The sequence below is a fragment of the Lysobacter sp. Root916 genome, assembly GCF_001429785.1.
GTDB lineage: Bacteria > Pseudomonadota > Gammaproteobacteria > Xanthomonadales > Xanthomonadaceae > Lysobacter.
This window is the reverse complement of sequence record NZ_LMJF01000013.1, coordinates 62826-76364: the sequence shown is the minus strand read 5'-3', so window position 1 is coordinate 76364 and position 13539 is coordinate 62826. Positions and strand designations below refer to the sequence as shown.

Genomic DNA, 13539 nt, shown 5'->3' with positions numbered 1-13539 from the left:
GCATTAAACGCCTATAGGTACTTTCACTCTCTTTATTTTCAGTAACCGATGGTGCGATCAATGCGCGCAAAGGAGCGCCTTCGGTGTAGGTTGCGGGGGCCGAAATGGGATGCCGGACGTGGCAAGGGAGCGCGACGATGGATAGAGATTCGCTTGCATGCGCGAATGACAAACGGATATGGCACATAAGTGAAGTGCCTAGCGCACAGAATAAGTGCGTGTACGGCGAGAAGTTCTGTCCGGCGCTGGCTGCAGTGGGGCGCCGTACGCGGATTCTGTTCCCGGCCTTGGCCGCGCTGGCGTTCATGTTGCCCACTGCGGCGGCGTTCGCCCAGAACCGTCCGACCCTGGAGATGCAAACCACCAACGGCGGGCCCGCGGGCACCGGCCCAACCACCGCCAGCCAAGTCGTGACCTTTCGCAGGAACAACGACAACCCCGGCGGCAATACCTTTGTCGCGCAAGCGCCGCTGCCGGCGGTCACGGTGACCTATAGCCTGTCCAACCAGCAGTACACCTTGAACACGACGACCGAATCCGCCGCCGGCGCGGCCGTCGCTTTCGGCAGCAACTTGAATAACGCCGGCACGCTGGCCGGGCCGCTCAATCTGTATATGAACATGAACACCATCGGTGCGCCGGCCAATGGCTCTTTCACCTCCACCGGCACCTCGACCGCGGGTACCGGCATCGAGATCGCGCAGAACGGCGCCATCGAAATGTTCATCTCCACGCGCGGCCTCTTCAATGCTGGCGCGCCGACCAACGCCAGCTATCGGATGGCCGATCTCACCTTGACCTTCAGCCGTCCGGTCAACAATCCGGTTCTCCATTTCGCCGGCACGGGCGGAATGTTCGGCACCATGGGCATAGCGCCGACCTTCGATCTGCTCACGCCAGGGCTGTCGCTGACCCGCCTGTCCGGCAATGCCGCGTTCGCCACCGGCATCAACCCGGCAACCGGCTTGCCCTCGGTCAGAAACGCGGCCGTCACGCCTGCCGCCGCCTGCAACGTCGCCGATGAGGCCGCCTGCGGCTCGGTACGCGTGGTGGGCAACAATTTGTCGTCGATCAGCTTCCGCATCTACCTGCGCGGCGATGGGCTGGAAACAGTTTGGGCCACGCCTGCCCAACATCCGGGCGACGGATTCACCGTCGGCGTTTCCCTGGACGTGCCCCCACGCATTCGCCTGCAGAAGGCGCTGGGTGCCGGCGGGCGCGCGGCCGCGGCGGATCAGTTCGCCTTGAGCATCGCCGGCCCGGTGGGTGGGACCGCAACCACCGTCACCACCAACACCACTGGCACCGGCACCACCGCGACCGGCACCGCCGATTTCGCCCAAGCCGATGTAGGCGCCACCTACACCTTGTCCGAAGCCATGGCGGCGGGCAGCGCCACACCTTTGACCGGCTACACCAGTTCGATCGCGTGCGTGAACGCCACGGCGAACTCCACCACCGTACTGCCCAGCGGCGCGGGCACCAGCTTCACCCTGACGACCACGGCGGCCGACGACATCACCTGCACTTTGACCAACACCCGAAAGGCCGTGCAGTTCCGCCTGGCCAAGGTCTGGGGCGCGAACAGCATCGCCGGCAACGTGGCATCGATCGCGGCGACGACAGGGCTGACCACCAATACCGCGGCCTTCACTTCGACCGCGCCCACCAACACCAACGGCGCGATCGTGACCGCCTTGGTCGGCGAGGTGGCGACGCTGCCGGCGGAAACCTTCAGCAGCGGCAGCCTGGCCAATTACACCACCGCACTGACCTGCGACAACGGCGTCGCGCCCTCGGGCAGCAACGGCCAGGTCAGCAACACGGTGACGATCCCGAACAATCTGCCTGCCAGCACTCTGGTCACTTGCAGCTACACCAACACGCGCCGACAGGCCAACCTGTCGATCACCAAGACCAATACGCCGGGCACCAACGGCGAGGTCGACCAAGGGGCCGATACCGTGATGACCGGCAACTCCACGGTGTACACGGTGATCGCTACCAATGCCGGACCGGACGCCGCGCATGGCGCGATCGTGCGCGACCAGCCGGTGGGCGGTTTGAGCGGCTGCGTGGTCAGCGGTTGCACCCAGAACGGCGGCGCTGCCTGTCCGGCCACGCCGAACGATATCTTGAACGCGGGCGGCGCGACGCTACCGGTATTTCCCGCGAACGCATCGGTGCATTTCGTCGTGGCTTGCACCGTCAACTAGGCCTGGCTGCCGGACTCCGTGGCGCGGCGCCACGCGCCACGGAGCGACTGCCTGCGCCGCGCTGGGACCGGCCCCGTGGGGCGCACCGGTCTGCCGCAACGCGGTGTCGCCGAGATTGACGCGGGCGCCCGCGCCATCCGAGCATCCGTCCATCGCCCGGCCACAACGGCCAGGCCTCTGGTTTTCGGAACTCGCATGGACGCAGCGCGCAACGCCCTGGAAATCGCATTGGCGCGCGCCGCCGCCGAGCCCGCGGCGCGACCGGCGTTCTATCGGCTGCTGCTGGACTCGGAAATTTTCGCTATCGGCCATACCCGAAGCTCGAACGATGGTGGCGACAAGCTAAAGCTGGCGCTGATGCAATGGCAGGCGCAAGACGGAGCGCCCTATCTGCCGTTCTTCACCAGCATGGAGGCCTTGCGGCGCGAGTCCGACGACGAAGTCGCGGCGGTGTCGATGCCGGCGCGCAACTTTTTCGAGCTCACCCGTGGCGCCACGGTGGTGCTCAATCCCGGTTCGAACTGCGGCAAGGAGTTCACGCCCGGCGAGATCGCGACCTTGCTGGATACCGGTATGTCCCAGCGCGTGAGCGCGCATACGATTCCGCGCAGCAGCCAGGTGCTGCTGGGTCAGCCGGTGCAATTGCCGACCCGGATGCTGGCGTCCTTGAGCGCCTTGCTGGCGACGCGGCCCGAAGTGCGCGCGGCCTATCTATGCCAGATGCACGACCCTGCCCGGATGCCGGAGCCCGGCCTCGTGGTCGGCTTCCAAGGCGCGGGCGACTTGGACCGCGTCATGCAGGACGCCGCCACCGTCGTCGCCGATACCGTTCCACCGGGACACTCCGTCGACTTCGTGGCGATATCGCGCGGCGACGGCGGCCTCGGCGACTATTTCCTGAGCTCGGTCGCGCCGTTTTATCGGCGTTCCTGGGGTAGCAGGTTGAAGGCGCTGTTTTCTTCGCGGGCCTAAGACCTGCTCGTGCTCCCGACGGAGATGCGGTGCGCTCTCGTCGATCGTCGGACGAAGCTTAGGGCGCGCCCTCCAGCCGCCGCAGCTGCGTTGCCGCATGCGTGTTCTTCGGATCCAGTACCAGCGCGCGCCGGTACGCCTCGATCGCGCCCTTGCGGTCGCCGTTGACCGAGCGGGCTTCGGCCAGGCTGTCGTAGGCATTGCCGCTGTTCGGATACAGATCGACGATGCGTTCGAAGATGGCCAGGGCCTGCTTCGGACGGCCGGAGGCGAGCAAACGGTAGCCCCAGTCGTTGAACTCGGCCTCGGGGAAGCTGGCTTGCGGATGTTGGGCGCGCAAGTCGCGCAATACCGTGTCGACCCGCTCGTAATCGCTGTCGTCCAGCGCGATCCGCAGCGCGGGTATGCCGGTCAGCGGCAGCTCGGGCGCATAGATCTTGGCGATGCCATCGATGAAGTCCTCCGGGTAGGCGCCCGACAGATTGGTGAGCACGACCACGGCGAGCGCGTCGTCCGGATACAGAAACACCGCCGAGCGCCCGCCGCCGGTCATGCCGACCATGCGATGGCTGCCGCGCGCGAATACCTGCCAGCCCAGCCCCCATTGCCCCGGCTTGCCATCGGCATACCGCACCGGCGTCCACAGCCGTTCGCGCGTGCGCGCGTCGATCAGGCTGGCGTTCAACACCGCCTTCGCCCAGTTCGCCATGTCTTCGGCGTTGCTGTTGATGCCAGAGGAAGCCTGCCGATAGGGCGGGAAGCGCTCGTAGATGGGGCGCAGGGTACGCGGGGTGCCCGGCCCGCTGTCGCGGTAGCGATAGTTCGGACCCTTACCGGGGACCACGACGTCGGCGTCGCCATAGCCGGTATGGCGCATGCCGGCCGCGGCGAACTGGGCGGTGGCCAGGGCCGCGTCGGACGGACGCGCCGTCAGTTGGTTGAGGATGCGTTGCAGCAGCGTGTAGTTGGTCTGGCAGTAGTCGTAGCGTTCGCCAGGGGCGAAGCGGATCGGTTGCGCCAGGGTCCACGCCCATGCGGCCGCGGGGTCCTGCTCGACGCTGGGCGCGCGCATCAGGTCCGGCAGGCCGGAGATATGCGCCATCAATTGTTCGATCGTGACCGCTCGCCAGGACTCGGGCAGGTCGGTGAGGTAACGCGACAGCGGGGCTTTGGGATCGAGGTGGCCCTGCGCGATGGCGGCGCCCGCGGCGATGCCCGAAAACGCCTTGGTGATGGAGTTCAGCGAGAACACCGAGGCGTCGGTCACCGGCACGCCGAGTTCCACGCTCGCGACCCCGTAGTTGCGCAGCAGTACGGTGCGATCCTGGCGCACCACAGCGACTTGCAGGCCGGGAATGCCCAGCTGCTGCATCCGCCGTCGCACCAGGGCGTCGACCGCTCGGGTGTTCGCGTCCGTGGAGGGCGCGGTCGGCGCGGGGGCGGCGTGGGCGCTGCCGATGGCGGCGGCCGACAGCACGAGCGCGAGCAGAAAACCTAAGTTCATGAGTAAGCGATGCCTGCGGTTAGTTCGGGTCCACGAGGGGCCCGGTTCCATGTGCGATTCGAGATGGGCCCACGGCGATGGTCGCGACTTGCATGCTCCGATGCGACCGGTTCGGCTAGAGCACATCCCAATTGGCGCGGCCGGTGAGGGTCTTCCTGCCCAGCGTGAGCGTGCCGGCATCGCCTTGGACCTCGAGCACGAACGACGGCGGTTGGCGCGAATCGCCGGGGTTGGTATGGCGCACGGTCAAGCGCTTCCCGGCCCGATCCATGCGCACGACATAGGCCTTGGGATTGGCTTCGTACTGCCCGCTGCCGGTCCAGCTGGTTTGAGGAAAGCCCGGGTCCTCGCGGCCGACCAGCTCGAAGGAAAAGAAATCGGCGGGCGTGGTGCCGGCCGAAAAGCGGAACAGGGTGCCGGTGGCGGATGCAGGCAAGGCGCACAAGGACAAGACCAGCAACAGGGCCCAGGCGCGAGTCTGGTGAAGGCTGCGAGCGGCGAAACGGGCCGTGCTTTCCATTGCGAAAACTCCGCGATCGGTTGGTGGTGGGCGCGCCGGCATTGTGAGCCGCGCTTTCGCGGCGGAGCAATCGGGATCCAACGAATGCCGCGGGGAATGCGCCAGACCGGGGCGCGGCCGGCGTAAACGCTGGACGCGGCCGGCCGATGAGACGCGCGGTGCGGACGGACGGCGCGCAGCCGCCCACACTTTCGGCTACTGTCCAGCCTCTGCCACAGGGGGGCGTGCCATGAATGGATTCGGGTGGATGCTGGTAGCTGTCATGGGGGCGATGTCGGTGCAACCGGCCAGGGCCGCCGATGCGGACGCGCTGTATCGGTTGTTGCATCCCAAATCCTGTCTGGGCTGCGATCTGAGCCGGGCCGAGTTGCCCGACGGGATCGACTTGAGCGGTTACGACTTGAGCAAGACGCGCTTCGACGGTGCGCGCCTGCGCGGCGCGAATCTGCAGGGCGCCGACTTCGGCGGAGCGGATCTCACCGGTGCCGACGCCAGCGGCGCCAACCTGCGCGCCGCGAAGCTGGGCACGGCCAAGCTGGCTGGCATCGATTTCAGCCGCGCCCAGCTCGACGCCGACTTCAGCGGCATCGACCTGACCCGCGCGCGCTTCAAGGGCAGCGAGCTCAACGGCAACCGCTTCAATCGCGCGCAGCTGGGCGATGCCGACTTCAGCGAATCCAAGCTGGTCGGCGTCGATTTCGGCAAGGCCGTGGCCCAGCGCGCCGACTTCAGCGCCAGCCGCATCGAGAACACCCACTTCGTCGGCGCGGTGTTGAGCGGGGCCAGCTTTAGGGATCTGCAGGTGCAGAGCTACAACGTCGGCAAACCGATCGACTTCAGCGGCGCGGATTTGAACGGCGCTGATTTCAATGGCGCCAACTGCCGTGGCAAGTCCTTCCGGATCTGCGCGCGCACCGACGCCGCGACCACCTGTCCGGCGGGCAATAAGGGCCCTTGCCTGGACTTCGGCTCGGCGCTGGTCGCGCGCAATCGCGAGGCCTTGATCAGCAGTTCGCAATGCAAGGGCTGCGATCTGCGCGGGGCGACGTTGGACAACAAGGGCGGCGCGCGCATCGTGCTGGACGGCGCCGACCTGCGTTCCGCGTCCTTGTACCGCTTCAATGCGCCGGACGGCAGTTTCGTCGACGCCAAGCTGCAAGGCGCGGACGTGGTGGGCGATTACACGCGCGCCAAGCTGCAGGGCGCCGACCTGCGCGCCGACCGCCTGATGGGCACCTTCGTCGAGGCCCAGATGCAGGGTGCGGACCTCAGCGGCGCGGATATCCAGATGTCCGACTATCGCCGGGCCAACCTGGTCAAGGCCAAGCTCAACAACACCCTGGTGTACGGCACCGACCTGCGCGGCGCGGACCTGACCGGTGCCGACGTCCAAGGGCTGCGCTACGGCAACACGGCCAAAACGGATGCCACCACGACCTGCCCGAACGGAAAGCCGGGGCCTTGCGCCTGGTGAACCGTCGATGGGTGCGAGGGCCCGATCGAGCTTGCGCGCAGGCACGCGCGCAAGCGATACAGGCGAAATGAGCAAGACACTGTTGCGTGGATGCCGGCTTGTTGGTCGATAACGGCGCGGCTAAGCTCGCTGAGCCGCAACGCCCGGTCACCGGCGAGTGTCGCCGCTCCCCACTTCGCATCCGAGACCTGCCCATGAATCGCACCGCGCTCTCTCTCTTCGTCGCCGCCGCCTTGGCCGGCGCAACCTTGGTCGGTTGCGCCAAGCCCGAGCCCGCCGCGACCGCCACGCCGACTCCGGCCGAGACGCCCGCCACGGCCACGGCCTCGACGCCGGAAACCGCGAACCCGGATGTGCATCGCTTCAAGATCGGCGCGCTCGATGCCGCGGCCTTGAAGGACGGCGACATCGATGCCGCCAACGACGGCAAGACCTTCGCCCTCGGCCACCCGCCGGCGGACGTCGCCGCGCTGCTGAGCGCGGCCGGCCTGCCCACCGACGTGCTGCATCTGAGCATCCAGCCTTTGCTGGTGCGCAGCGGCTCGCGCGTGTTGCTGTTCGACACCGGCGCGGCCGACGCCTCGTTCGCACGCGCCGGGCGCCTGCCGGCTTCGCTGCGCGCCGACGGCGTCGAGCCTTCGCAGGTCACCGACATCTTTCTTTCGCACCAGCATCAGGATCACACCGGCGGCCTGCTCACCGCCGACGGCAAGCTCGCGTTCCCCAACGCCGCCATCCATCTGTCGGCACCGGAATGGGAAAGCCTGAAGGCCGACAAGGGCGCCGCCGCCTTGGTCGCGGCGATGACGCCGAAGGTTGCCCCCTTCCAGCCGGGCGCGATCCTCATTCCCGGTGTCGTGACCGCGGTCGCCGTGGACGGACATACGCCCGGCCACAGCGCCTACGAGATCGCGTCGGGCGATCAGCGCCTGCTCTACATCGGCGATACCGCGCATCACCACGTGATCTCGGTGCAGCGTCCGGAGTGGACCATCCAATACGACACCAACGCGCCGCTGGCCCAGACCAGCCGCCGCGCGCTGCTGCAGCGCGCGGCCGACGGCGATCTGCGCGTCTACTCCGTGCACTTCCCGTTCCCGGGCCTGGGCCACGTCAAGGCCCAGGGCGAGAGCTTCGTCTGGGTGCCGGAACACTGATCGCGAGCGGGGCAGCGCGTTACGGCGCCGCTGCCCCGCGCTCGATGTCGGTCACCTGCTTTCGTCGCTGCCTATCGGAACCGGATCGGCGCCATGCTGCGACGCTCCCCGCGAGGTGGCCAGGAATGAGCCCAGCAGCACCAGGGCGAAGCCCGCGAGCATGCCCGGCGTGAGCGGCTCATGCAGCAGCCAGACGCCTAGCAGCAAGGCCACCACCGGATTGACGTAGGTGATCACGGTGGCGCGCGTGGGGCCGGCTTCGGCGATCAGCGAGAAGAACAGCAGGAACGCGATCGCGGTGCAGACCACGCCCAGCACCAGTACGGAGCCAGCGGCTTTCATCGTGACCTGCGGCGGCCAGGCCGGAATCGCGAACGGGATGTACAGCGCCGCCGCGACCGCGAGCGAGGCGGCGATCACGCCCAGCGGCGGTACCCCGGACAGATAGCGGCTGATCACGATCGGACCCAGCGCGTAACCCAGGGCGGTCGTCAGCGCGGCGCCTACGGCCCAGCCGTTGGAGACGTCGATGTCCAAGCCGACCAGTGCGACCACGCCGCCCAAGCCCACGGCCAATCCCAGCGAGCGTCGGCCGTTCAGCACTTCGCGACCGCTCAGCACCATCAGGCCGGCGGTCAGTACCGGCACCAGCGCGATCAGCAGGCCGGCGGTGGAACTGTTGATGCGCGTCTCCGCATAACCCAACAACCACCAGGGAATACTGATCTCGACCAGGGTGAAAGCCAGCAAGGGCTTCCAGTAGCGCAGCAGCGGCCGCAATTCCCCGCGCATCGCCGCGATCGGCAGCAACAGCAAGGCGCCGATCAGAGTGCGCGCGAACGCCACGCACACCGGCGGCAAATCGGCCACCGCCACCCGGATCAGCAGATAGGGAATGCCCCAGATCAGGCCGAGCGCGAGGAACAGCCACCAGGCGCGCGCGCTCATGCGGCCTTCCTCGCCAGCACGGAGCGCCAGGGACCGGAGCTCTCGTCCTGGTGCGCGTCCCACACGACGACGAAGCCTGCGCGCCGCAGGCGCTGGTCCAGCGCTGCGCCGGTCCACAGCACCACGCGATAGTCGCCCGAGTTCGCCTGCTCCCAGTACTCGGTCTCGCCCAGCGGGTAGGAAAGCAGCAAGGCGCCCTCCGACGTCAGGGCGTTCGCGAGTTTGCGCAACACGGCATCCAGGTCGGCGCGCTCGAAGTGCTGAAGCACGCACAGCATCAGGACGCCGTCGTAGATGTCGGCGATCTCGTCCGCGAGCACGTCCAGCGCATCCACGCGATGGCCGCGCTCGGCCTGAACTTCGCGGAATGCCGCCGTCACGTCGGTGCGGTGCACGCGCAGGCCCAGGGTTTCCAGGAAATCGGCATCCCAGCCGGGGCCGGAGCCCACGTCCAGCACGCGCCCGCCAGCGGGCAGCAGCTCGGCCAGTTGCCGCAAGGCCGTGGCATACAGCCCGGTCGGCTGCTTCGGCACGCTGGCCGCGTAGTCGTGCGCGCATCGCTCGTAGCCGGCGACGGTGCGGCGGTTCGAATCGGACGAATCGGGCATGGCGTGTGCTCCTGGGGCGTAGCGATGAGGCGAGGCCTTAATCGGCCAGCGGTATCCACAGCGAGAGCCCGCCTTCGCCGGTGTCGGGATCGAACTCAGGCGAATGCCGCTCGATGATAGGCGACTGAGCCGGCGTCCATTCGTGCTCGGGCAAGGCTTCGTTCCAGATCGCGGCATAGGTATCCAGTACCGTCGAGACATGTCCGCGGTGTTCGAACACCGCGTAGCGGCAAGGCGCGATTTCGATCCGCAGCAGATCTTCCGGTACACGGCCGAACGCGCTGACCTCGGCGGCGCAGACGTAGTCGAATCCGCCCTGTTCGTCCGCGGGCTGCTGAATGCCGATCGGTATGCCTTCGACCCGGTGCGGAATCTGGCCGTAGCCGCCGGCCATGAAGACCTGCCATTGAATGGGAATGCCGATGACCTTGTCGAAGCTGTGGCGGCGCGACAGACCGACCGCGCGCACGGCCGGGCCGTCGGCCAGCCAGGGCGGCGCCAGCGCGGGGCGCGCCCGGTTGCGCAGGTCCAGCGGCGCGACCAGCGCCAGGCCCTGCGTGCTCGCGCGCTCGCGCACGCGCTCGGGCGGCAGCTCGAACTGATCGCGGAATGCGCGGGTAAAGGCTTCGTGCGAACCGTAGCCCGCGTCCAGCGCCACCGCCAGAATATCGGGCGCGCCCTGCGCCAAGGTTTGCGCCGCGCAGGTCAGGCGCCGCGCGCGCAGGTACTTCATCAGCGGCCAGCCGGTGCTGCTGCCGAACGCGCTGGCCAGGTGCGAGCGCGATACGCCGCAGGCTTCGGCCACGGTCGACAGGCTGAGCTCGCATTCCGAGTTGCGCTCGATGACCCACAAGGCTTTGTCCACGACCGACATGCGAGTCCTCCCGTTTCGAAAGGCGCAACCTAACAAGCGTGTCGGCCGGCCGTTTGATCGTTCGTACGGTCGGAGGGTGGCCGTTCCCGGCCGGGCGCGATAGTGACAAGTCTCACAAGAACGCGATGATGCGCGGATCCGACTAACCTGCGCTGCTCCAATGCCCCTGGCCGCCTTGTCGGCGACCCGACTCGCGCGACGCCCGCTTGGGCGAACGCTGGCCTGTTCGCGCGGCATCCGACGTTGGCCCCGGATGTCGAGCCAACGGAGGGCGGGTCATGATCGTCTCGGTGTTCAATCTCAGCCACGGCGCCATCGGCGACCTCCGCATGCAGGAGGTGATCCGGGCCATCAATATCCAGATCGAGCGCGACTTCGAGCCCTACTGGGGCTTCGGCGCGACGCTGCGCCTGGAAGGGCACACGGCCCGCAAGGGCAAGCGCCGTTTCGAGTTCGAGCCCCTGGATATGCGCGGCGACGGCGTGCTGTACGTGCTGGACAAGTTCAACAAGGATCTGGCCGGCGCGCACGAGACCGACTTCCGCGGCGTGCCGGCGGGCGTGGTTTACCTGGACTTGAGCAAGGGCTTGCAGGAGGACTGGACGGTCAGCCTCTCGCACGAGGCGCTGGAGATGATCGCCGACCCACAGGTCAATCTGGTGGTGCAGGGGCCGCATCCGGAAGCGCGCGATCGCGACGTGTTCCACTGGTTCGAAATGTGCGATGCCGTGCAGGCGCAGTCCTACGCCATCGACGGCGTCGGCGTGTCGGATTTCGTCCTGCCCCTGTACTTCACGCCCACGTCGGAGCCCGGCTCGCGCAACAACTTCATGGGGGCCGTGACCCGCGGCAAGAAGAGCGTCGACCTGCCTTCGTTCGGCGTGGCCCACGGCGGCTATATCGGCTATTTCGATCCGCGGAAAGCCGACAACCTCACCTACGAACACGAAGGCGACACCTTGGCCAGGAAGCGCCGGGCCCTGAAGCAGGGCCGCACCGGCCGTCGCGCTCAACGCATGCTCAAGACGGCCAACTTCGCCAAGATACCCAAGGCCTAGACCGCCGCCGCGCTCACTTCATCGGCTGGCGGATGATGGTTTTCCACTTGGCCGGATCGCCGCGGCGGATGTCGCTGAGATAGATCTCGTGGTGCTTTCCGGTCAGCGCCGAACGCGCGGCGATATGGTCGTGGACGCGCTGTATGGTCGGGCCTTCCTCGCTGAAGGGGCCGATGTGCAGCGTCTGCGCGCACCGGCCCTCTTCGAAGGACGCCAGCCTCAGCTGGCTCACCGCGGGTAGCGCCTTCTTTCGTCGCACCTGCGCGATGGCCGCGTCGATGACCGCGTCCTCCACGAAATCCGGCTGCAGGATCATCATCGTCCATTGCCATTGCGAGCGTTCGTCGGCGGCGAAGGACGCCAGGTCGTCCGCCCACCACAAGCCTTCCAAGGGCATGACCGCGTAGTCGATCGCCTGCTTGCCCTTCTTGAGCATGAACTTGGCCGTGTAGGACACGGAGAACAGGGCCTCCACCGCGGCGGCGTAAGCGGGCGAGGTGTTGGGGTCGCCCGCGCCGTCGATCATCAGGAACCGCAAGCTCGGCACCTCGACTTCGACCACGGCCTTCGCCGAGGGCTGGTAGAGGAACTTGAGTTCTTTCTTCAGATCGATCTTGCCCATGCAGACTCCCAAGGACGACGGATGCGGCCGCTGTCGCCGCGCACGAACGCGACGATCGTACGCGGTGGCCGGACCGCGATGGGTCGAAGCCCGGCGCCGGTCTGGAAGCGCGGTCAGAGCGAGGTCTGCGCCTGCTGGTCTTGCCGGCCTTGCTGGCTCTGTTGGCGCTGCTGCCACAGCGGCGATTTGAAGTAATGGTGCAGATGGTGGTCCGCGCCGACCGCGACGCCGGAGCCCGACCACACCGCATTCTGGCCCGAGCCGTCGTCCCAGGTGACGCCGCACACGTGATAGCGGTCGGCGGCGTCGATCTGCTGCAGCTGCATGGTGCCGGCCTGGCTCCAATCGCCGGGCGCGATCCGCGACCACAGATGGTGATTGCCGTCGATCGCGAACAGCGAAGCGTCGGCGCCGATCGCCACGTCCAGCATCGCGCCGGTGGTCGGAGAGGAGACCGCCTGCCAGCCGCCGCCGGTGAAGAAGAACAGCTTGCCGCTGGGGTCGAGGCCGGCGATGTACTGCGAGGAACCCACCGCGACCTTCTGCATCCGGCCAGGCACGGACTGCCAGGCGGCACCGTCGAAACTCCAGATCGCTTGCGCCTGATCGACAGCCCACAAGCTGCCGTCGACGCCCGCCGAGATCGAAACGAAATTGCTGCCCGCGATCTTCTGCCAGGTGCTGCCGCCCCATTGCAGATAGACGCCGGTCTGCACGTCGAGCGCATACATCTTATGGGCGTCGATGGCGATCTTGTCCAAGGTGCGATTCGGAAACACCAGCGACTGCCAGGCGCCGAAGCCGGCCAGCCGGACGACCGGATCGCCGTCGACCAGCAGGGTGCCGTCCGCGGCCACGCCGGCCGAAGCGCAGGACCCCAGGGTGTCGATGGGCTGCCAGAAGCCGCCGCCCAGGACCCAGAGCAGGCCGAAGTCCCAGCCGTAGACCAGCCCGCCGTTGCCCGCGGCGATGCCGAACAGATTCGGTGTGTTGGTGGCGGCGACCCGCCATACGCCGCCATCGAGATACAGAGTGCGATCGTCGTGCGACTGCAGCCAGACCGTGCCGTCCGGAGCGATCGAGATCCACTGCGCGTTGGGTGCGTCGGTCACCGGAGCGAAGGTGCTGCCGTTCCACTTGTACGGAACGCCGGGGCCGCCCCACCAGCCGCTGGTGTTGTCGATGGTCCAGACATTGCCGCCGTCGCCGACCGCGACGAACAGGGCCATGGCGCCGCCGTTGGGGCGTTGCTGCCATTGCCCGCCGGACCACTCGAAGATATTGCCGTTGCCGTCGACGCCCCAGGCCGAACCGTCCGCGCTGGTGCTGACATGCCACATCGGCGTCCAGGGCGCGGCCTGGTACGGCGTATTGACCAGCCGATAGACCTCGCCGGCGGCGCTGAGGCCGTAGATGCTGTTGACGTTGCCGACCGCGATATAGGTCAGCGCCTGCGAGGTTTCGGGCTGCACCGAGGAATTGCCCAGATACCGCAGCGCCTGATGGGCCGCGTTCAAAGCCCAGAACGTACCGTCGTTGCCGTTCGTCGCCATCAAATACGTTGCCATGCGCTACTCCGAGAGTGG

12 protein-coding genes are annotated in these 13539 nt (G+C 67.4%); 5 read left to right on the top strand and 7 right to left on the bottom strand.

The features are described from left to right. Nucleotides 1-218: 218 nt before the first annotated feature. Entirely contained in the window at nucleotides 219-2216 is a 1998-nt protein-coding gene (locus ASE35_RS12845) for a hypothetical protein (protein ID WP_157489458.1), read from the top strand. Between the two features lie 75 nt (nucleotides 2217-2291). After that, entirely contained in the window at nucleotides 2292-3188 is an 897-nt protein-coding gene (locus ASE35_RS12840) for an enhanced serine sensitivity protein SseB C-terminal domain-containing protein (RefSeq protein WP_157489457.1), read from the top strand. A gap of 58 nt (nucleotides 3189-3246) precedes the next feature. Here the strand turns inward: ASE35_RS12840 and ASE35_RS12835 are convergent, their stop codons facing one another. Next, nucleotides 3247-4692, bottom strand: coding sequence for a serine hydrolase domain-containing protein (locus ASE35_RS12835; protein WP_057164116.1), 1446 nt, complete (start codon nucleotides 4690-4692; stop codon nucleotides 3247-3249). A 115-nt stretch (nucleotides 4693-4807) separates the two neighbouring features. After that, nucleotides 4808-5212, bottom strand: a complete 405-nt coding sequence (locus ASE35_RS12830) for a hypothetical protein (RefSeq protein ID WP_057164115.1) — start codon at nucleotides 5210-5212, stop codon at nucleotides 4808-4810. 247 nt (nucleotides 5213-5459) lie between these two features. Between ASE35_RS12830 and ASE35_RS12825 the strand changes: the two genes are divergently transcribed. Further along, nucleotides 5460-6686 carry a pentapeptide repeat-containing protein gene (locus ASE35_RS12825; RefSeq protein ID WP_162259055.1) on the top strand — a complete coding sequence of 409 codons (1227 nt, stop codon included), beginning with the start codon at nucleotides 5460-5462 and terminating at the stop codon, nucleotides 6684-6686. A 194-nt stretch (nucleotides 6687-6880) separates the two neighbouring features. After that, nucleotides 6881-7843, top strand: a complete 963-nt coding sequence (locus ASE35_RS12820; protein ID WP_057164112.1) for an MBL fold metallo-hydrolase — start codon at nucleotides 6881-6883, stop codon at nucleotides 7841-7843. 51 nt (nucleotides 7844-7894) lie between these two features. Here the strand turns inward: ASE35_RS12820 and ASE35_RS12815 are convergent, their stop codons facing one another. The 3 genes from ASE35_RS12815 to ASE35_RS12805 are packed head-to-tail and all read right to left on the bottom strand — an operon-like array spanning nucleotide 7895 to nucleotide 10273. Next, nucleotides 7895-8791: a DMT family transporter gene (locus ASE35_RS12815; RefSeq protein WP_056180160.1), complete on the bottom strand. Its 897-nt coding sequence runs from the start codon at nucleotides 8789-8791 to the stop codon at nucleotides 7895-7897. Beyond that, complete coding sequence (locus ASE35_RS12810) at nucleotides 8788-9399, bottom strand: class I SAM-dependent methyltransferase (protein WP_057164110.1); 612 nt, start codon at nucleotides 9397-9399, stop codon at nucleotides 8788-8790. Before ASE35_RS12810 ends, ASE35_RS12815 begins: the two co-directional genes overlap by 4 nt. Nucleotides 9400-9436: 37 nt before the next feature. Next, nucleotides 9437-10273 carry an AraC family transcriptional regulator gene (locus ASE35_RS12805; RefSeq protein ID WP_057164108.1) on the bottom strand — a complete coding sequence of 279 codons (837 nt, stop codon included), beginning with the start codon at nucleotides 10271-10273 and terminating at the stop codon, nucleotides 9437-9439. A gap of 278 nt (nucleotides 10274-10551) precedes the next feature. Here ASE35_RS12805 and ASE35_RS12800 point away from each other — a divergent pair, with 278 nt between their 5' ends. Next, complete coding sequence (locus tag ASE35_RS12800; protein ID WP_056180149.1) at nucleotides 10552-11331, top strand: hypothetical protein; 780 nt, start codon at nucleotides 10552-10554, stop codon at nucleotides 11329-11331. A 13-nt stretch (nucleotides 11332-11344) separates the two neighbouring features. Here the strand turns inward: ASE35_RS12800 and ASE35_RS12795 are convergent, their stop codons facing one another. Next, entirely contained in the window at nucleotides 11345-11953 is a 609-nt protein-coding gene (locus tag ASE35_RS12795) for a GyrI-like domain-containing protein (protein ID WP_057164106.1), read from the bottom strand. 113 nt (nucleotides 11954-12066) lie between these two features. Next, complete coding sequence (locus ASE35_RS12790) at nucleotides 12067-13521, bottom strand: tectonin domain-containing protein (protein ID WP_157489456.1); 1455 nt, start codon at nucleotides 13519-13521, stop codon at nucleotides 12067-12069. Between the last annotated feature and the right edge of the window lie 18 nt (nucleotides 13522-13539).